The sequence below is a fragment of the Streptomyces finlayi genome (assembly GCF_014216315.1).
Lineage (GTDB): Bacteria > Actinomycetota > Actinomycetes > Streptomycetales > Streptomycetaceae > Streptomyces > Streptomyces finlayi_A.
The window spans coordinates 7,154,335-7,172,446 of sequence record NZ_CP045702.1 but is presented as its reverse complement, the minus strand read 5'-3'; the positions used below and the strand labels follow the sequence as shown (position 1 = coordinate 7,172,446).

Genomic DNA, 18,112 nt, shown 5'->3' with positions numbered 1-18,112 from the left:
GGTCATCGGGTCACCGTCCACTTCTGTGCCGCGGCACCGGTGCAGGTCCAGATCTGGAGCCGGGTGCCGTTGGCGGAGCTGCCGCCGGTGGCGTCGAGGCACTTGTCGGCCTGAGGGTTGACGATGTCTCGGGCCGCGGGCACGGCCCACTGCTGGGCGGCGCTCCCGTTGCATTCCCACAACTGGGTGCGTGTCCCGTCGGCCGTGCCGCCCGACGCCACGTCCAGGCACTTGCCGAGCGCCCGGATCGTGCCGTCGCCGCCGACACTCCACTTCTGTGCGGCGGTGCCGTTGCAGTCGTAGAGCTGCACGGCTGTGCCGTTGGCGCTGTCGGCGCCGGCCACGTCCACGCACTTGCCGCCGATGCCGGTGATGGGACCGCCGCCGCCCGGCTGGGCGGTATCGGTGCTCACCCTGACGTAGTCGACCAGGAGCTGCTGGGGAAGGACCGTGCTGCCGTCGGGGTCACCGGGCCAGTAGCCGCCCACTGCGAGGTTGAGGATCAGGAAGAACGGCTTGTCGAAGACCCATTGGCGCCCGCCCAGGTCGGCGGGGGTACGCCGCTGGTAGACGGTGCCGTCCACGGACCAGGTGATCGCGTTCGGGCTCCAGTCGACGCTGAAGGTGTGGAAGGCGTCGGCGAAGGCCTGGCCGCCGGGCAGGGTGTAGCCGGCGCCGATGCCGCCCGATCCGGAGTAGCCGGGACCGTGAAGCGTGCCGTGGACGGTGGAAGGCTCGAAGCCCACGTTCTCCATGATGTCGATCTCGCCCGAGTTCGGCCAGCCCACCTGCCCGATGTCGTTGCCCAGCATCCAGAACGCCGGCCAGATGCCCTGCCCGCGCGGGATCTTCATCCGGGCCTCGACACGGCCGTATGTCGTGGTGAACCTGCCGGCCGTGTTCAGCCGGGCGGAGGTGTACTCACAACGGCCGTACCAGCACTGGTAGTTGCTTGGGTTCTCCCGGCGTGCGGTGATGACCAGATGACCCTGTCCGTCCAGTGCGGCGTTGCGGTTGCCCGCGGTGTAGAACTGCCGCTCATGGTTGGCAACGTTGTCGCCGGTCTCGGTCTGCCACTTCCCACCATCGGCGGCGGCGCCCGCGGGACCGTCGAACTCGTCGGAGAAGGTGACGGCGGCCGCCGCGGCGGTAGGCGCGGCGGGCTCCTTGACGGGCGGCGGCGCACCCTGTGCCAGCCCGGTGGACAGTGATGCGAGGGCGAGGACCGAGACGAGCGACACCAGCAGACGCCGGGATAGGTGCGGGGAATCCATGGCTGTCCCTTCATGAAGCATGGTGGGGGGCTTAGTTCACTACGTGATTTAAGAAGTGAGTCATGACCCTGTCAAGGGTTTGGTACGGGTCGGCGCCACCCCGCACGACCTCCGCACCTCACGCCCCGCAGCTGAAGTCCTCCGGCGAGGTCCCCGGCTTGCCGAGCAGGCCCCGCAGAGCGGTCAGTTCGCGTTCGGACAGGTCCGCGAACGGCGAGACGTACCGAGGATGATGTCCGCCTGACCCCCGGCGGAGCGTCCCGGGCCACTCCGGTGCCCCGGACAGGCCCGGGACACCGGACACGCGGTCAGACCTGGCCGAGGTCCGAACTGACCCAGCGCTGGGGCCGCATGCGGATGACCACCTGCTCGCCATGGTTCTCCCAGGCGAAGTCGACGTAGCCGGCGACCTTTTCGGCGGGCAGGTAGCGTGCCGACACCTCTTCCAGATCGCCGCGCGTCGCGGCGCGGGTCTCGGTGACGGGCCCCTCGACGGACACGTAACGGATCGTCGGCTCCACCCGGTCGACGAGCAGCGAGAACCGGCCTGCCGCACCGATGAGTTCGGCCTTGCGCGAGGTACGCCCTGTCATGACCCAGATGTCGCCACCCGGCGCGTACTGGTACCAGATCGGCACGCTGAGCGGAGCCCTGTCGCTGTCCTGCGTGGCCACGGCCAGGGCCGCCACATGGGGTTCGGCGAGGAATTCTTCGCGCTCTTCACGGGTGAGTGCCACAGCAAACTCCTTCGTACGGGGATCGGGGGCCCGGGGCTCCCGCCTGCCGGCCCAGTGTGCCGCCGCCCCCGGGCAGGCGGCCGTTTCGCCCGGCCGGAGGGCGTGTCGTGCGCCCGCCCGGTGCCCGCTTCCGCGGGACGGGATCAGCAGGGATCAGTTCCGTAGCGTCGGCCCCCCACCAGCCATGAGCGGCGCGGCCCCCTGCGTAGGGTCAAGAGGTGAGGACAGACGAACCGACGCTCCGGCGCGTCAGCACAGCGGGCGGCACAACGAGCGGATCAACCGCCGGGCCGACGCTGAGCGTCCTTCTCTTCGTCGTCATGGCGGTGATCGCCGCTCTGGACGTCGCGGCGGACCGGACATCGGGCCGGCGACGCGTCGGCCTGCTCGGCGACCCCGATCCTGACGGGGCGCTGCGAGCGCTGCGGTCCGATCTCATGGACCACGTGCAAGGGCCCCCGCACGACGACGTGGCGATGCTGCTGTTGCGCTGTCCCGGACGGGATGACGAGGCACCGGCATGAATGACGGGCGTCGCCCCTCCGTCGGCGTGCCGGGCCGGAATCCTGCTCAGCGGGCTTCCCTCCCGGCCCCGGCACCGCCTGCGCCCCGGCCGGCCTGGTAGATGTCCGGGATGCCGTCGGCGTCCTCGTCCAGGTCCTCCACTTCGCACAGGCGGCGGTAGACGCGGTTGCGCCGACGCAGGATGACGGCCGCCGGCACCGCGGCGAGTACGGAGCCGGTGAGGACGGCGGCCTTGACGTACTCGGCCTCCGCCCCGCCCGGGAAGGCGAGCTCGCCGATCAGGAGGGCGACCGTGAAGCCGATCCCGGCCAGGGCGGCGAGCCCGAAGACGTCACCCCAGGCGAGCTCGGGGTTGAGCTGTGCCCTCGTGAACCGTGCGGCCAGATATGTACCGAGGAAGATACCGAGGATTTTGCCCACGACGAGACCGATCACGACACCAAGGGGTTCGGGGTCGGTGAAGACGTGGGTGAGTGCGCCGAGGGAGACACCGACACCCGCGGCGAACAGGGCGAACAACGGGACGGCGACACCGGCTGACACCGGGCGCAGAAGGTGGGCGGTGCGGGCGGCGGGCGAGGATTCCTCGCCCTCGTCCCGCGTGGTGCGCAGGATCAGGCCCATGGCGACGCCCGCGACGGTGGCGTGGACGCCGGAGGTGTACATCAGCGCCCAGGCCGTGATGCCGAGGGGCGCGTACCACCACCAGCCGTGCACGCGGAAACGCTGGAGCAGGTAGAAGACGACAAGTCCCGAAACGGCCGCGCCCAGGGCCCAGAAGTTCAGGGCGGAGGTGAAGAACACCGCGATGACGAGGATGGCACCGAGATCGTCGACGACGGCGAGCGTCAGCAGGAACGCTCGCAGCGAGGCCGGCAGATGGGTGCTGATCACGGCCAGGACGGCGAGGGCGAAGGCGATGTCGGTGGCCATGGGGACGGCCCAGCCCTCCAGGCTTCCGCCGCCCGCTGTGGCGGTGAGCACGTAGAGGGCGGCCGGTACGGCCATTCCGCACAGGGCGGCGGCGACGGGCAGCGCGGCCGTGGCCGGCGTCCGCAGCTCCCCCACGACCAGTTCACGTTTCAGCTCGATGCCGGCGACGAGGAAGAAGACCGCGAGAAGGCCGTCGGCGGTCCAGTGCCCGACCGACAGGTTCAGGCCCAGGGCGGGGATGCCGAAACGGGCGTCGCGGACCTGCTCGTACGCCGCGCTCCAAGGGCTGTTCGCCCAGGCCAGCGCTACGAGGGCAGCGCCCAGGAGAACGAGACCGCCCACCGTTTCGGTCCGGAGCGCTTCGGAGACCGCCTGCCGTTCCGGCCAGGGCAGGACGCCGAAGAGCAGACAGCGTGGGCGGGTACGCGTCATGTGGGTGCGCCTCCGGGGTCTCTGCGGACGGGCACACGGCCCTTCGACGCCGACCAGACTTCCCGGCACACCAGCGTCACTGACGCGTTGTTCACACCGTAACGCCGGCCGCCCGGTCCCACCAGGCAGGGCCATGACCCTGAGCGTAAACGCAGACGGCCGGGGCCCGTAGACACCACTCAGGCGGTGTGTACGGGCCCCGGCACCGGATATCCGGTCAGACGGAGCTGTTCACGCCTTCGCGTTCCGTGTCGTCGTCCGTCAGCAGGCCTCCGTCGCGCTTGCGCACGTAGGCCAGGAAGCTGTTCAGCTCCCGCTTGACCACCGGGGCGAGGAGGTAGAGGCCGATGATGTTGATGACGGCGAGCATGAAGAGCACGGCATCGGCCATGTCGATCAGGGTCTGGAGTGTGAGCAGGGAACCGGCCACCGCCAGGACGGTGTACAGCACCTTGTAGACGAGCTCGCTCGTCCTGCTGCGGCCGAAGAGGTACGTCCAGGCCTTGAGGCCGTAGTAGCCCCAGGTGAGCACGGTGGAGATCGCGAACAGGAGCACCGCGACCGTGAGGATGTACGGGAACCAGGGCATCAGCGTGGCGAACGCGTCGGAGGTGATCGTGACGCCCGCGACGGACCCGTTCGCGCGGGCCTCGCCCCAGCTGGCCGGGTTGGCGACGACGATCGTCAGCGCGGTCATCGTGCAGATGACGACCGTGTCGATGAACGGCTCCAGCAGGGCCACGAGGCCCTCGCTCGCGGGGTGCTTCGTCTTGACCGCGGCGTGCGCGATCGGCGCGGAGCCGAGACCCGCCTCGTTGGAGAAGGCGGCCCGCTTGAAACCGATGATGAGCGCGCCGAGGACACCGCCCGCGACGCCCTCGGGGTTGAACGCGCCCTCGATGATCGTGGCGATCGCGGCCGGGACGGCGGTGACGTGGACCAGGATGACGACCAGGCACGCGGCGATGTAGATGCCGGCCATGGCGGGCACGAGCCTGCTGGTCACGGAGGCGATGGAGCGGATGCCGCCGAGGAGCACGATGCCGACGATCGCGGCGATGAGGACACCGAAGGACAGGGCGCCGGTCGAGGAGCCCATGAGGCCGCTCTCGCCACCGGTGACGGAGACGAGCTGGGCGTAGGACTGGTTGACCTGGAAGAGGTTCCCGCCGAACAGGCCGAAGAACAGGATCATGAAGGAGGCGAGCACGGCCAGGACCTTGCCGAGCTTCTTGCCGTTGCTGCCGAAGCGTTCGGCCAGACCCTTGGGCAGGTAGTGCATCGGCCCGCCGGAGACGGTGCCGTCGGCGTGCACCTCCCGGTACTTCACTCCGAGGGTGACCTCGACGAACTTGGTGGCCATGCCGAGGAGACCGCAGAGGATCATCCAGAAGGTGGCGCCGGGGCCGCCGATGGAGACGGCGAGGGCCACGCCGGCGATGTTTCCGAGGCCGACCGTCCCCGAGACGGCGGCGGTCAGGGCCTGGAAGTGGTTGACCTCTCCGGCCGACCCCTTCTCGTCGTACTTTCCGCGCACCACGTCGATGGCCAGACGGAATTTTCTCAGTTGGACGAAGCCGAACCAGCCGGTGAAGACGAGGCCCGCCACGACGAGCCAGACCACGATGAGCTGGAGGTCGGTTCCGCCGACAGGGACGGAGTAGAAGACGATCTCGACGAGCCAGCTGGCGATCGGCTCGAAGAAGCCGCTGACGGCCTCGTCCACGGACTGGGTGAAGGAATCGAGTGACACGGTGGGGGGACCTCGATGGCGCAGGACCGGCGCGTGGGGACGGCCGGTGGATGTGCGTGCTGTGAGCGGACGCCGTTGTCCGATCGACGACCGGGATGACGACGCCCCGGATTCGGAGGGTAATGACCTCGGACGTGCTGCCGACGCTTGCCGACGCTGCGCAGGAGTGGCGGCGGATGCCGCCACCTGCGGAGTTGCGCATTCCTATCACGCATCTACCCCTTCGCGGGGTGACGGGGATCACCTTACGCGCAGTGATCTTCGAAAACCCCAGGACGCGTGATGTGACCGTTATCCGGACACCTCTCTACTTTCAGCGGGCATCTATTTCCGCTGGTCAGGAGTGTCCGACGGTACGCAGATGTCTCGATGCAGGGACGGTCCCGGTCTCGGGACCACCGGCTCGGGGCAGTCCGGGGAGGCGCCCGGGTCGAGGCCGGGCGCGGGGCGTACGGGGCCGAGCCGGTGCCCGCACCGCGGAGTTCGGCTCGGCCCTGAACCTCGGCGAGGGTGGCCGCAGTGATCCTGCCGCCGACACCGCCGACACCGCCGGCGGCATCGAGGTCACCACCTTCGCCGTTCTCACGGGAGAAACGCCGACTCCCCGAAGGCGGCCCGCGAAGCGAACAATGAGCTTCGCGGGTGGCAGTCGGTCCGCAACGGAAAGTTCACCGCGACCGAGCTGAACCACGCCGCCCCGAACACCGGTGTTCTGCGTGCTCGTTCCGCCGCGTACGGCGGCGCCTGGGAGGGCTTCGCCTTCGAGTGGGACGCGGTCACCGAGACGTACGCGCTGAAGTCCCTGGCGAACAACCTCTACGTGGCGGTCGAGAAGAACTACACGGGCAGCGCCCAGAACGTGCTGCGGGCCCGCTCCACCACCGCGGGCGGCTGGGAGCGGTTCGTCGTGTACTACAACGAGGAGCTGGGCCACTGGGCGCTCCAGTCCACGCTGAACGGGCTCTTCGTCACCATGGAGAACAGCTTCACCGGGTCCCTGCAGTACGTGCTGCGCGCCCGCTCCACCGACATCGGCGGCGCCTGGGAGGAGTTCGTCCTCCACGACATCAGCGCCTGATGCCCGTCCTGCCCACCGGCGTCCACGCGCCGGTGGGCAGGGTGCGGCGGACAGGCGTGATGAACGGACAGCCGTAATGAATCGGTAAGCAGCGCCCGCTCCCGCACCCGTCTCCCGTGCCGTTGAATGCGAGGAACCACACGACGATCGGGAGACGCAATGGCACGTGCGAGGCACCTGTTCGACAGACCGGTGTTCCAGGGGGCCCTGGCCCTGGCCGTACTGGCCGCGGGCGTGGGGCTCTACCTGTTCCAGCCCTGGAAGGCATGGCAGGACGAGACCGTCCGCGAGGAGTTCCCCACAGCCGCGAGCACACGGGTGGCGCAGGCGCCGACGGATCCGTCCGAGCCGGCCGCCGCGGCCCCGGCCACCCCGACCGCTCCGGCGGCACCGGCGAAGCCGCAGACGCTGGCCACGGGTGAGTTCATCAGCCATGAGCACGGAACGTCCGGCACGGTGAAGGTCCTGCGGCTGCCCGACGGCTCGCAGACGATGCGCCTGGAGGGGCTGGACACCAGTAACGGGCCGGATCTGCACGTCTGGATCACCGATGCCCCGGTGAAGGAAGGCAGGGCCGGCTGGGGTGTCTTCGACGACGGGGAGCACCGGAGCCTCGGCAAGCTCAAGGGCAACAAGGGCGACCAGAACTACGTCCTGCCCTCCGGCATCGACCTGGAGCGCTTCAGCAGCGTCACCATCTGGTGCGACCGCTTCAACGTCTCCTTCGGAGCTGCCGAGCTCTCCCGCGTCTGAGTCCCTGACCCTCCCCCGGGTCAGGAGGTGAGGTCCCTCAGTTCCGCGGCCAGTGAGCTGATGGCCGCGGGATTGCGCGGGCTCTCCACCAGGTCCACGTAGTCGAGGACGACGATCCGGTCGTTCTTGATCGCCGAGACGCCGGCGAGCGGCTTGTAGGACTTCAGGAACCTCAGCTTCTGGCCGGAGCTGGTGTCCCCGTAGTTGTTGATCACGATGACTTCGGGGTCACGGTCGATGACCGTCTCCCAGCCCACCGTCGTCCAGCTGTCCTCCAGGTCCTTCATGATGTGGTCGCCGCCCGCCTTGGTGATGATGTCGTGGGGCCCGGCGTACGCACCGGAGGTGAACGGCTTGTCGCGGCCGTCGTCGTAGAGGAAGACGCGCGGGCGGTCACTCCCCTTCGCCGCCTTCGCCTGCGCTGCGGCGACCTCCTCGCGGAACGAGGCGATGAGCGTGCCGGCCCGGTCCTCGACGTCGAATATCCGCCCCAGGTTGCGCAGGTCCGTGTAGAGCGCGTCGAGCGGCGCCATCACCCCGCGCGCCTTGCCCTGCCCGTTGCGGCACGACTCGCTGAGCAGGTAGGAGTCGATGCCCACGCGTCGCAGCTCGGCCGGAGTGAAGCCCTCCCCTTCGTTGAAGCCGTAGTTCCAGCCCGCGAAGACGAGGTCGGCCCGGGCGTCGAGGACGAGTTCCTTGTTGATGGTCCCCTTCGAGAGCCAGGTGGTCCTCTCGTAGCCGTCCTTCCAGGGCACGGAGGTGAGATCGCCCTTGTCGTCGGGCATGACGTAACCCGCCATGTGGTCCTCCAGCCCGAGCGCGAACATGATCTCGGTGATGCCGACGTCATTGGTGACCACGCGTTGCGGGGCCTTGTCGTAGGTCTTCTTCTCACCGCAGTTCTCGACGGTCACCGGGTAGTGGCCGCCGGCTGCCGCGGAGCCGCTCTCGCGGTCTCCCGGTGATTCGACCTGCGCTCCGCAGCCGATGAGGGTCAGGGCGGCGGCGAGCACGAAGGCGGCGGGGCGTACGGGATTCGGCATGGGTGCAGGAGCTCCTTGGGACAGGGGTCACGCGGCGAGGAGGCGGTCGAAGAGCAGCTGTACGGCGCCGGTCTCCGGGTGCGGTACGCGATGCGCTCGTACGCCGAAGACCTCGGCCAGCAACGCGGGTGTGAGGACATCGTGAGGAGCGCCGGACGCGACGATCCGGCCGCCGTCGATGACATGGAGGACGTCGCAGTGGAGTGCCGCGAGGTTGAGGTCGTGCAGCGCGGTGAGGACGGTCAGCCCGCTCTCGCGTACCAGCGCCAGCACCTCCAGCTGCTGGGCGATGTCCAGGTGGTTGGTGGGCTCGTCGAGCACCAGGACGCGGGGCTGCTGGGCCAGCGCGCGGGCGATCAGGACGCGTTGCTTCTCACCGCCGGAGAGGGTGAGGAAACCGCGGTCGGTGAGATGGCCCGCGCCGACTCCCGCGAGCGCGGCCTCGCACGTGCGCCGGTCCTCCTCGGTGGTCCGGGCCATGGACCGCTGGTGCGGCAGCCGCCCCATCGCCACGACCTCGGCGACCGTGAAATCGAATTCGGTGACCGCCTCCTGGGGAAGGGCGGCGAGCCGGCGGGCGCTCTCGCGCGCACTCATCGTGTACAGGTCCTCGTCCCCGAGCCGGACGGTGCCGGCCGAGGGGCGCAGGGCCCGGTAGACACACCGCAACAGGGTGGACTTCCCGCTGCCGTTGGGCCCCACGAGGCCGACGACCTGGCCCTCGTCCGCTCGCAGCGTGACGTCGTCCACGAGTCGCGCCCCGGAGATCTCGACCGTCAGTTCATCGATGTCGATGCGCATCACACGCCCCCGAAGGTGTAGGAGCGGCGGCGCATGAGGAGGACGAAGCACGGTACGCCGATGACGGCGGTCAGTACGCCCACGGGCAGCTCGGCGGGGGCGAGGACCACGCGGGAGAGGATGTCCACCCAGATCAGCAGGACGGCGCCCGCGAGCGGCGCGACGGCCAGGAGGCGGCGGTGGTCGGCGCCGACCAGCATCCGTGCGGCGTGCGGAACCATCAGGCCGACGAAACCGATCGCACCACTCACCGCGACGACCGCCCCGGTGACGGCCGCGGAGACGAGGAACAGCTCCTTGCGGAGCCTTCCGGCGTCCACGCCCAGCGCGGCCGCGGTTTCGTCGCCCATGGCGAGGGCGTTCAGACGCCGTGCCGACCACACGAGGTGGGCGAGACCTGCGGACACGGCCGCCGCCGCGATCGGCACGGACGCCCAGGTGGCTCCGCCGAGGCTTCCTAGCAGCCACATCATCGCGGAGCGGGCCGCCTCACCGCGCTCGGCCGCGAACACCATGAAGGTGGTGACGGCGGAGAAGCCGTAGTACATCGCGGTGCCCGTCAGGACGAGCCGCAGCGGGGTGAGCCCCCGGTCGGTGCGGGCGATCGCGTACACCAGCACCATGGAGAGGAGGGCGGAGAGGAAGGCGGCCGAGGACAGGGCCCAGATCCCGAACGCGCCGAACGCCCCGAAGATGAGTACGGCGTTGGCACCGACGGCAGCACCCGAGGAGATGCCGAGGACGAACGGGTCGGCCAGGGCGTTGCGGACCATGGCCTGCACGGCGACGCCGATGGCCGAAAGGCCTGCCCCGACGACCGCGGCCAGGACGGCTCGTGGGAAGCGCAGCTCCCAGACGATGGTGTAGGCCGGGACCTCGTCGGCGGCTACGGGACCGCCCGTCAGCCCCGCCCAGAGGTAGTGCGCCACCTCTCCCCAGGAGAGCCCGGAGGCCCCGGTTCCGGCACCGAAGGCGAGGGACACCGGGAGGGCGGCGCACAGGCAGGTGAGGATCAGCGGCAGTGACACCCGCTTGGGGGGCGCGGGCCCGGAGGCGGTGGGTGCGCCGCGCGACGGCACAGCGGTTATGCGTTCGAGGGATGTGGCCACGGGCGGGTCTCTTTCGCCTCGGGCCGTGCGCCTACGTATTCAAAGGAGCAGCCCGGGACTCGGGGCCCCTGCGCAGCACCCCTCGCAGTCCACGGCGAATTGACAGGAGCCATCAGCACCGCGGGAAATCGGGCTTACGGAGACCTGTGTGGGCTCCGCCTACCGTTGCGGGTCAGCGCCGGACTTCGACCGGACTTCCCCCGCGGGGCGGTTGCAGCTTAGCGCGGAACGTTCGTACCCGGTGTGTGGCCGAACGTGCGGCGGAACACGTCGATGAAGGCGCCGGCGGACGACCAGCCGCACCGATGGGCGACGAAGAAAGTGACCGGTGTCCGCCCGGCGAGCAGGACCAGCGCGTGGTGGAGCCGCGGCTGGGTACGCCGCTGCGGGAACGTCATGCCGAGGTCGGTGCCAAAGACGGTGCGCAGACCGGCGTGGACGCTCTGCGAGGTGTTGCGTCCGGAGCCGCTGACCGCGAAAGTCCCGCCGGACGCCGACAGGCTGTCCGGCGCGGTGAACGACAGGGTGTAGGTGGTGCCGGCGAATGGCGCCAAAGGAAGGGGCGGCCTGGATAAGGCTTACCTAAGCCGACGCGGCTTCATGTGTCAATCTCCTCTTCACCAGCCGTGCACACCCCCGCGTCCGCCATCAACTACCCTCCGGTGCGGGCCCTGTGAGTCCCGGGAGGCCGCCACCGGCGGGGCGGCGCCACGCCTCCGCGACAACCCCCGAAGACACCGGTTGCCGACGGCACACGCACATGTGAGAGATTGTCAGTCCTCTTGTGAAGACCTCCGCACGACTCCGGGGGCCGGGTCGCGGGAGACCCGGGGCCGGGGCGTCGTGGTGCCGAACGCGCTGCTCAACACGCCTGCAAACAGGGTGTGTTGATCCGGTTCGAGGCCGGAGCCACCTTGATTGAACGAGAGATTCCGGTGATAGCATCCGGGCATCTGTGATCTTGATCCACTGGATGCAGATGCTGTTCTGCGATCTGCGGCCTGCACTCCGCGCAACGGCGGCTGGGCAGTGCCGAGCGGCTGTATCGCGGGGGTCCTCACGAGGTGCATCCGCCGCCGTCCGCCTGCCATGCGCCCGGGAAAGGTTTCCATGATTCGAGATGCACTTGTGTGGTGCTTGGTCGCGGTGGCGGCGACAGCCGTCGTCGCCGCCGTGGCACTCGCCGCCCGCAACAGAGCTCTAGGGGCGAAGAAGCAACAGAACGAGGCGGAGCTGAGGGGCCAACTCCACATATCGGACAGCCAACTGCATGTCTCCCGAGCCGAGTTGCAGAGGTTCCGGAGCGAGCAGGACAGGACGCTCCTGGAGGCCAAGGAAGCGGCCGAGGAGAACACCAAGGCGGTCCTCAAGGGTGCCGCCAGCTTCCTGCAGAGCCTCGCGGCCGAGCAGACGATGCTGCTGGACGGCATCCAGCGGAAGTACGGCGGCCACGCGGTGCTGAGCGACCTGCTGGAGGTCAACCACGCCAACGCCCAGATGGCGCGCAAGGCGCAGGGCATCGCGGTCATGTGCGGCGCGCCGCTCGGCCGCCGCAACAGGCCCGCCAGCGTGTACGACGTGGTGCGCAGCGCCCAGGGGCAGATCCGCAACTTCAACCGGGTCGCCATCATGCAGCAGACCGGTCTTGCCCTGAAGGCGTCCGCGGTCGCGCCCGTGGCCCTCGCCGTGGCAGAGCTGCTTGACAACGCTGCCAGCTTCTCCCAGCAGGACGCACCGATCGAGGTGACGTTCCAGCGGGTCCAGAACAATCTGTGCATCGTCATCGACGACGCCGGTGTCAGCATGAACGACGAGGACCGGCAGCGGGCGACCGAGCTGCTGTCCGGCGACGTGGTGTCCCGGCTGTCGCGGCTCGGCAACCAGCCGAAGTTCGGCTTCCCGGTGATCGGTCTGATCGCGCGTCAGTACGGCTTCAAGGTGGACGTCACCGGAGTCTCCCGGTACGGCGGCGTCCGGGCCGTCGTCCTGCTGCCCGAGGAGCTGTGGACCATGGAGGAGACGCCACCGGCCCAGGAGGCCCCCGTCAGCAGTATCCGGCGGGCCGAAGGGCGGCCGCAGACCGCGCCGACGCGCACGACGCACGGGCTGCCGAAGCGCGGAGCACGTCAGGCGCCCATCGCGAGCGTGCCCGATCCCGACGCCGCCCCGTCGGTACTCCGGGCTCCCGAGGGCACGGGCCGCGCCTCCGGACGCAGCCTGGGTGCTTTTCAGCGCGGCACGCTCTCCGGCCGCAATCTTGATGCCACGTCGTTCGAAGGGTCCGAAGACGCATGACCACCGACCTGTCGTGGATGCTCGAGGACATCGTGCACAACGTGCCCCGGGCACGGCACGCCGTCCTGCTGTCCGCGGACGGCCTTCCTCGTGGGGCCACGGAGGGCCTCGCCGAGAAGGAGGTGCGTACCATCTCCGCCGCCATGGCCGGGATGCAGTCGCTCAGCCGGGCCACGGCGCACTTCGCCGGCCCCGAGGAGGACCGGCAGTGGAACCAGACGATCATCGAGTTCTCCCACGGGTGGAGCTTTCTGATCGGCGCGGGGCAGGGTGCCTATCTGGCCGCCGCCGCTGCGCCCGATGTGGACATGCAGCAGATCTCCTTCCGTATGCACCGCCTCGTCGCCCGGCTGGGCAACAACCTCACCTCACCGCCGCGCGTGAACACCGAGGAGGACGCCGGTACGCGCGCCTCCGGCCCTCCCCGGCGTGAGAACGCCGGCTCCTCCGGGTTCGTACTCGCCGACCTCGACCAGGTGATCGCCGATGTGCGGGGCGCCCGTCACGCCGTACTGCTGGGGGCCGACGGCCTGCCCCGCGGGGCGACCAGTGGACTGAACCGGGACCTGGCGGACACGATCTCCGCTGCCATGACGGGCATCCACGCCTACAGCAGGGTCACCTCGCAGTTCGCGGGTGTACTGGAGGGCGCCGAGTGGCGGCAGACGGTCATCGAGTTCCAGCACGGCTGGATCTTCCTGATCGCGGCCGGTACCGGGGCCTTCCTGGCCGCCGCCGCCGAGCACGACTGCGACATCGAGGAGTTCACCACGCGTCTGCACGAAGTGATCCCGAAGCTGACCACACCGGCAGGACCAGGAGAGGGGGCAGGCCATGCCTGACGAACCCGAGCAGGAACTGGAACTCACGACCCCGTTAGTTCCCCTCTTCGTCATCACGAACGGACGTGCTCTGCCCCCGGATCACGAGTACGAGCACACCACGCTCGTCATGGCGGCACAGGACGCCTCGGCCGCGGCGCGCACGCTGTCCCCGGAAGCGGGTCAGGTCATGGACCTGGTCGCCGACGGCTTCCTGTCCGTGGCCGAGGTGGCCGGCCACACGCACCTGCCGCTGGGCATCGTGCGCATCCTGCTGGCGCAGTTGGAGGACGACAGCCTCATCCTCGTGAGAAGGCCGATACCGCGCGCCGAGCATGTCGACAGAGAACTGGTCAGCGCCGTACTCGAAGGCCTGAAGAATCGATTCGGAGCGTAACGCGTGTACCTGGATCCAGACGTCTCCCATGCGGTGAAGATCCTCATAGTGGGGCACTTCGGGGTCGGCAAGACCACCTGCATCGGCAGTCTCTCCGAGATCGAGCCTCTGCGGACCGAAGAGGAGATCACGGAGGCCAGCGAGGGCTTCGACGATCTGTCGGGCACGCCTCACAAGAAGACCACCACCGTGGCCATGGACTTCGGCCGGCTCACCCTCAGTGACACGCTCGTCCTCTACCTCTTCGGAACGCCCGGCCAGGAGCGCTTCAAGGAGATGTGGGAGGAACTGTCCAAGGGCGCCCTCGGCGCGCTGGTCCTCGTCGACCCCGAGCGGCTGCACGAGTCCTTCCCCGTCCTGGACCTGGTCGAGACCTTCGGCCTGACGTACGCCATCGGTGTCAACCACTTCGAGGGCACCACGGACTACCCCCTCGACGAAGTCCGTGAGGCGCTGAACCTGACGGACGACACCCCCGTCGTGAGGTGCGACGTACGCGACGAGAACACCTCGGCGCAGGCGCTCATCACCCTCGTCACTCATCTCATGTCCCAACTCGGCTAGGAGAGCGCCGGTATGCAACAGCCGTTCGACGCGCAGGAGATACCCCCCGGATGCCCCGCGCACGGGAATGTCCAGCTGTACGGCCCCTCGTTCGGCGCCGACCCCGACGGGCACTACGCGCATCTGCGTGCGTCGGGGCCGAGCTCGGCGGTGGACATCGCCCCGGATGTCCAGGTGGAGCTGATCACCAGTTACGACGCCGCCCTGTACGTCCTGCAGAACCCCGCGTCCTTCGTGCGCGACTCCCGTCGCTGGAACGCGCTGAACGACGGGCGCGTCCCTGCGGACAGCCCGGCCCTGCCGATGATGAGCTACCGCCCCAACGCGCTGTTCAGTGACGGTGCGGCCCATGCGCGCCTACGCCAGGCGGTCACGGACAGCCTCTCCACGGTCAACGAGCTCCAGCTCATCAGGCAGACCCAGCAGTCCGCCGACTACCTGATCAGCCGCTTCAGTTCCGAGCCCCGCGGTCAGGCGGAGCTGATGGCGGAGTACGCCCAGCCGCTGCCGCTTCTGGTGTTCAGCGATCTGTTCGGCTGCCCGCCTGAGATCGGTGACCGCGTGATCGCCGGGATCAGCGGCATCTTCGAGGGGACTCCCGGCTCCGACGAGGTACTGGGCGGTGCGCTCACCGAGCTGATCGCTCTCAAGCGGCGGCGCCCGGCGGCGGACCTGACGACACGTCTCATGGAGCACGCGGCACAGCTGAGTGACGAGGAGGTGCTGCACCAGCTGGTGACACTTCTCTCCGGCGGCACCGCTCCTCTGACCGCCGCGATCGGGACCAGCAGTGCGCTGTACCTCGGCGAGGAATGGCAGTCCGGACTGCCGGTCGAGGACGCGATCGCCCAGACGCTGTGGAACTACGCACCGATCGCCAACTACGCGGCTCACTATCCGACTCACGATGTCGAGCTGGCAGGCAGGCTGCTCCGTGCCAACGACCCGGTGCTGGTCTCCTTCGCCGCGGCCAACACCGATCCGAAGCTGACGGAGCACCGCCAACAGCTCAGTGCAAAGGCGCACCTGGCCTTCGGTGCGGGCCCACACGCCTGCCCCGCCAAGGACCCGGCGTTCATGATCGCGGTCACCGCCGTCGAGACACTCCTCAACCGGCTGCCCGACATCGAGATGCGTGTTCCGTTCAAAACGCTCGCCTGGGCACCGACGCCGTGGAGCCGCTCGCTGGTGACCCTTCCGGTCCGCTTCACCCCGAGGCCGGGGTCGTCGGCCGCCACGGAGCCCGCCCGTCCGCAGGCACCGGCATCCCAGCAGCCGATGCCCGGCGATCAGCGTTCAGCCGCCCGGCCGCCCGGAGCCACGGGCTCGGCTGCACCGCAGCACAAGGGAGGCATGTTCAGCCGCTTCCTGGCCTGGACGAGAGGGGAGTGATTCAAGTTACCTCCTGAGACCTCTGTGTTAGCGGATGTTTCAACGATCTTGTGGGTATGCATGGCGGCTGGTTCTCAGAAAGGAGCCGCCACATGGGAGTTATCACGACTCCGTCGTTTGACCGCAGGGCGTCCGCCTCCCTCTTCTCTCGTCTTCGGACGGCGAGGGGGCAGGCCGATCCCTTTCCGATCTACGAGGAGCTGCTATCGAGGGGCGATGTCAGCCTCGCCCCCTGGGGCGGCACTCTCGTGACCAGCTTCGCCCTCTGCGATCAGGTGCTGCGCAGCCGTGACTGGCTCGAACCGGACAAGCGGTGGCGTGAACGCCAGGGGTCGGGCACACGCTGGAACGCCTCCTCCTCCCGGGAGATGAGCAACACGCTGGCCGCGCTCAATCCGCCGGACCACACACGGGTGCGCCGGGCGGCCGGCACGTTCGACCGAGCCGCCGTGGAGCGGATCGGCCAGACCGTGACCCGGGCGACCGATCAGCTCCTGGATTCCCTGGCGGAGCGGTTGCGCGAGGGGGAGGCGGACTTCGTGTCCCTGGTGGGTGACGAACTGCCGGTCGCCACCATCGGCGACTGGCTCGGGATACCCTCGGCCGACTGGCCCCGTCTGCGGCAGCTGACCCATGATCAGGTCTTCACGCAGGAACTGCTGCCGTCGGCGAGCCAGCTGGCCGGATCGGACGCGGCCACCGCCGAACTGCGGGCCTACTTCATGGCCCTGGTGAGTGACCGGCGCGCGCACCCCGGTGAGGACCCCGTGTCCCGCTGGATCGAGACGTGGGACGCCTTGGAGCCCGACCGGGACGCAGCCGACGAGGCGGTCTACTTCCTGGTCCTGTTCGTCCTCCTGGCCGCTCTGGAGACCACGTCGACACTGCTCACCACCATGACTCTCCTGCTGGTCGAGAGCCCCGAACGCTGGGACATGGTCGCCGACCACCCGGATCTGGTGCCGGCATTCATAGAAGAAACGTTGCGCTACGACCCGCCCACGCATGTCATCAGCAGGATCGCCGGCGAGGACTGCGTCCTGGGCGGACTGGAGATACGCAAGGACGAGATGGTCCACCTCATGGTGGGCGCGGCCCACCGGGACCCGGCCAAGCACGTCGACCCCCACCGGTTCGACCCGCTGCGCAAGCCCGCCCACCTGGCCTTCAGCGGAGGCATCCACTACTGCCTCGGCGCACCACTGGCCCGCCTGGAGGCCCAGATCCTCCTTCGCGGACTCATCCGGCGCCTCCCCCGCCTCACTCTCGTACGCCGCCCGACGATGGCGCCCCGCGTGGCGTTCCGGCGCCTGCTGAACCTGGATGTCGCTGTCGCATGACCGAATCCACCGCTCCCCTCGACAGCCCCTCCGGCAAGACGATAGGCGTCGAGCAGGACGGCCCTGTACTCCATGTCCGCCTCAACCCGTGGGGCCAGGACGACACACTGGGCATCGCCGTCCTCGACGATCTCCTGCTCCTGCTCGATGATCTCCATGAACGCCCGGACATCCGCATCCTGACCCTGTCGTCCCTGGGCACGGACTTCTGCCTGGGGGCCGACCGCACCGAGTACGAGGCCTCGCTCGTCGCGGACCCGACCGGGGCCGGGCTGCGGCGCATCGCGGACAAGGCCCACCGCCTGTGCCAGGCACTGGAGAACACCCACGCGGTCACCATCGCCCGCCTCCACGGCCGGGTGATCGGCGCGGGGCTCGCACTGGCCTCGTTCTGCGATCTGCGCGCGGGTGCCGACACCTGCCGCTTCCGTATGCCGGAACTCGGCATCGGGCTTCCACCCGCCTGGGGAGGAGCGATGGGCCGACTGGTCTCCGAGGCCGGCGCGGCCCGTATCCGCGAACTCATGCTCACCTGCGAGGTGTTCGACGCGGCCGCCGCCCACCGGCTCGGCCTGCTCCACAGAACCGCCCCGCTCGACCGGCTGGACGAGGTCGTCCACGCCTGGACGCGGCCCCTCGTCCGGCGCTCGCCCGAGGCCCTCGTCCTGACCAAACGCATGCTGGCCGGCTACGCGCGGGCGGACCGTACGGCCGACGTCTCCCTGCTCGACTCCCACCTGCTGGCGGCCCAGATCAGTCAGCCCCGCAGACCGGTCGGAGCCGGCACCGGGTGAGACAGCCGCCACGCCCCGTGAGATCCGCGTCCGCCAAGGTCTCACGGGGGCGTGGCGGCGTACCTGCCGGG

At 69.3% G+C, this 18,112-nt stretch carries 17 protein-coding genes and 2 pseudogenes; 10 read left to right on the top strand and 9 right to left on the bottom strand.

The features are described from left to right. Positions 1-2: 2 nt before the first annotated feature. From F0344_RS32920 to F0344_RS32910, 3 genes are all read right to left on the bottom strand, one after another. Positions 3-1,274 carry a glycoside hydrolase family 16 protein gene (locus tag F0344_RS32920; protein ID WP_185302247.1) on the bottom strand — a complete coding sequence of 424 codons (1,272 nt, stop codon included), beginning with the start codon at positions 1,272-1,274 and terminating at the stop codon, positions 3-5. A 118-nt stretch (positions 1,275-1,392) separates the two neighbouring features. Continuing rightward, the gene (locus tag F0344_RS32915) at positions 1,393-1,578 is read right to left on the bottom strand and encodes a hypothetical protein (RefSeq protein ID WP_185302246.1); all 186 of its coding nucleotides are present in this window, start codon (positions 1,576-1,578) and stop codon (positions 1,393-1,395) included. Positions 1,579-1,582: 4 nt separating this feature from the next. Then, a complete protein-coding gene (locus F0344_RS32910) occupies positions 1,583-2,011 on the bottom strand; it encodes a pyridoxamine 5'-phosphate oxidase family protein (RefSeq protein WP_185302245.1) in 429 nt (142 codons plus the stop codon). Positions 2,012-2,229: 218 nt separating this feature from the next. Between F0344_RS32910 and F0344_RS36625 the strand changes: the two genes are divergently transcribed. Then, on the top strand, positions 2,230-2,535 hold the full coding sequence (locus F0344_RS36625; RefSeq protein ID WP_185302244.1) for a hypothetical protein: 306 nt from the start codon (positions 2,230-2,232) through the stop codon (positions 2,533-2,535). 46 nt (positions 2,536-2,581) lie between these two features. Here F0344_RS36625 and nhaA read toward each other — a convergent pair whose 3' ends face one another. Together nhaA and F0344_RS32895 are read right to left on the bottom strand one after the other, a co-directional pair. Beyond that, on the bottom strand, positions 2,582-3,901 hold the full coding sequence (nhaA, locus tag F0344_RS32900) for a Na+/H+ antiporter NhaA (protein ID WP_185302243.1): 1,320 nt from the start codon (positions 3,899-3,901) through the stop codon (positions 2,582-2,584). 217 nt (positions 3,902-4,118) lie between these two features. Further along, a complete protein-coding gene (locus F0344_RS32895) occupies positions 4,119-5,654 on the bottom strand; it encodes an alanine/glycine:cation symporter family protein (protein ID WP_185302242.1) in 1,536 nt (511 codons plus the stop codon). 646 nt (positions 5,655-6,300) lie between these two features. On the opposite strand from F0344_RS32895, the pseudogene F0344_RS32890 reads away from it, so the two are divergent. Beyond that, a pseudogene (locus F0344_RS32890) lies at positions 6,301-6,732 on the top strand (fascin domain-containing protein); the annotation flags it as partial. Positions 6,733-6,891: 159 nt separating this feature from the next. Continuing rightward, a complete protein-coding gene (locus F0344_RS32885) occupies positions 6,892-7,485 on the top strand; it encodes a DM13 domain-containing protein (RefSeq protein WP_185302241.1) in 594 nt (197 codons plus the stop codon). Between the two features lie 20 nt (positions 7,486-7,505). Here the strand turns inward: F0344_RS32885 and F0344_RS32880 are convergent, their stop codons facing one another. The 4 genes and pseudogenes from F0344_RS32880 to F0344_RS32865 form a co-directional block, all read right to left on the bottom strand. Then, positions 7,506-8,528, bottom strand: a complete 1,023-nt coding sequence (locus tag F0344_RS32880) for an ABC transporter substrate-binding protein (protein WP_185302240.1) — start codon at positions 8,526-8,528, stop codon at positions 7,506-7,508. 27 nt (positions 8,529-8,555) lie between these two features. Next, the gene (locus F0344_RS32875; protein ID WP_185302239.1) at positions 8,556-9,329 is read right to left on the bottom strand and encodes an ABC transporter ATP-binding protein; all 774 of its coding nucleotides are present in this window, start codon (positions 9,327-9,329) and stop codon (positions 8,556-8,558) included. Further along, positions 9,329-10,438, bottom strand: coding sequence for a FecCD family ABC transporter permease (locus F0344_RS32870; RefSeq protein WP_185302238.1), 1,110 nt, complete (start codon positions 10,436-10,438; stop codon positions 9,329-9,331). The genes F0344_RS32875 and F0344_RS32870 overlap by 1 nt, the downstream gene beginning before the upstream one ends. Before the next feature lie 218 nt (positions 10,439-10,656). Then, positions 10,657-10,854 (bottom strand): annotated as a pseudogene (locus F0344_RS32865) (helix-turn-helix domain-containing protein); the annotation flags it as partial. A gap of 694 nt (positions 10,855-11,548) precedes the next feature. Between F0344_RS32865 and F0344_RS32860 the strand changes: the two are divergent. From F0344_RS32860 to F0344_RS32830, 7 genes are all read left to right on the top strand, one after another. Beyond that, complete coding sequence (locus F0344_RS32860; RefSeq protein WP_185302237.1) at positions 11,549-12,733, top strand: ATP-binding protein; 1,185 nt, start codon at positions 11,549-11,551, stop codon at positions 12,731-12,733. Continuing rightward, on the top strand, positions 12,730-13,575 hold the full coding sequence (locus F0344_RS32855) for a roadblock/LC7 domain-containing protein (protein ID WP_258050194.1): 846 nt from the start codon (positions 12,730-12,732) through the stop codon (positions 13,573-13,575). The genes F0344_RS32860 and F0344_RS32855 overlap by 4 nt, the downstream gene beginning before the upstream one ends. Continuing rightward, positions 13,568-13,951: a DUF742 domain-containing protein gene (locus F0344_RS32850; protein ID WP_185302236.1), complete on the top strand. Its 384-nt coding sequence runs from the start codon at positions 13,568-13,570 to the stop codon at positions 13,949-13,951. Before F0344_RS32855 ends, F0344_RS32850 begins: the two co-directional genes overlap by 8 nt. A gap of 3 nt (positions 13,952-13,954) precedes the next feature. Beyond that, positions 13,955-14,515 (top strand): GTP-binding protein, encoded by a 561-nt coding sequence (locus tag F0344_RS32845; RefSeq protein ID WP_185302235.1) that lies wholly within the window; start codon positions 13,955-13,957, stop codon positions 14,513-14,515. Positions 14,516-14,527: 12 nt separating this feature from the next. Continuing rightward, the gene (locus F0344_RS32840) at positions 14,528-15,907 is read left to right on the top strand and encodes a cytochrome P450 (protein WP_185302234.1); all 1,380 of its coding nucleotides are present in this window, start codon (positions 14,528-14,530) and stop codon (positions 15,905-15,907) included. A gap of 92 nt (positions 15,908-15,999) precedes the next feature. Then, positions 16,000-17,247 (top strand): cytochrome P450, encoded by a 1,248-nt coding sequence (locus tag F0344_RS32835; protein WP_185302233.1) that lies wholly within the window; start codon positions 16,000-16,002, stop codon positions 17,245-17,247. Continuing rightward, entirely contained in the window at positions 17,244-18,041 is a 798-nt protein-coding gene (locus tag F0344_RS32830; RefSeq protein WP_185302232.1) for an enoyl-CoA hydratase/isomerase family protein, read from the top strand. The genes F0344_RS32835 and F0344_RS32830 overlap by 4 nt, the downstream gene beginning before the upstream one ends. Positions 18,042-18,112 lie beyond the last annotated feature (71 nt).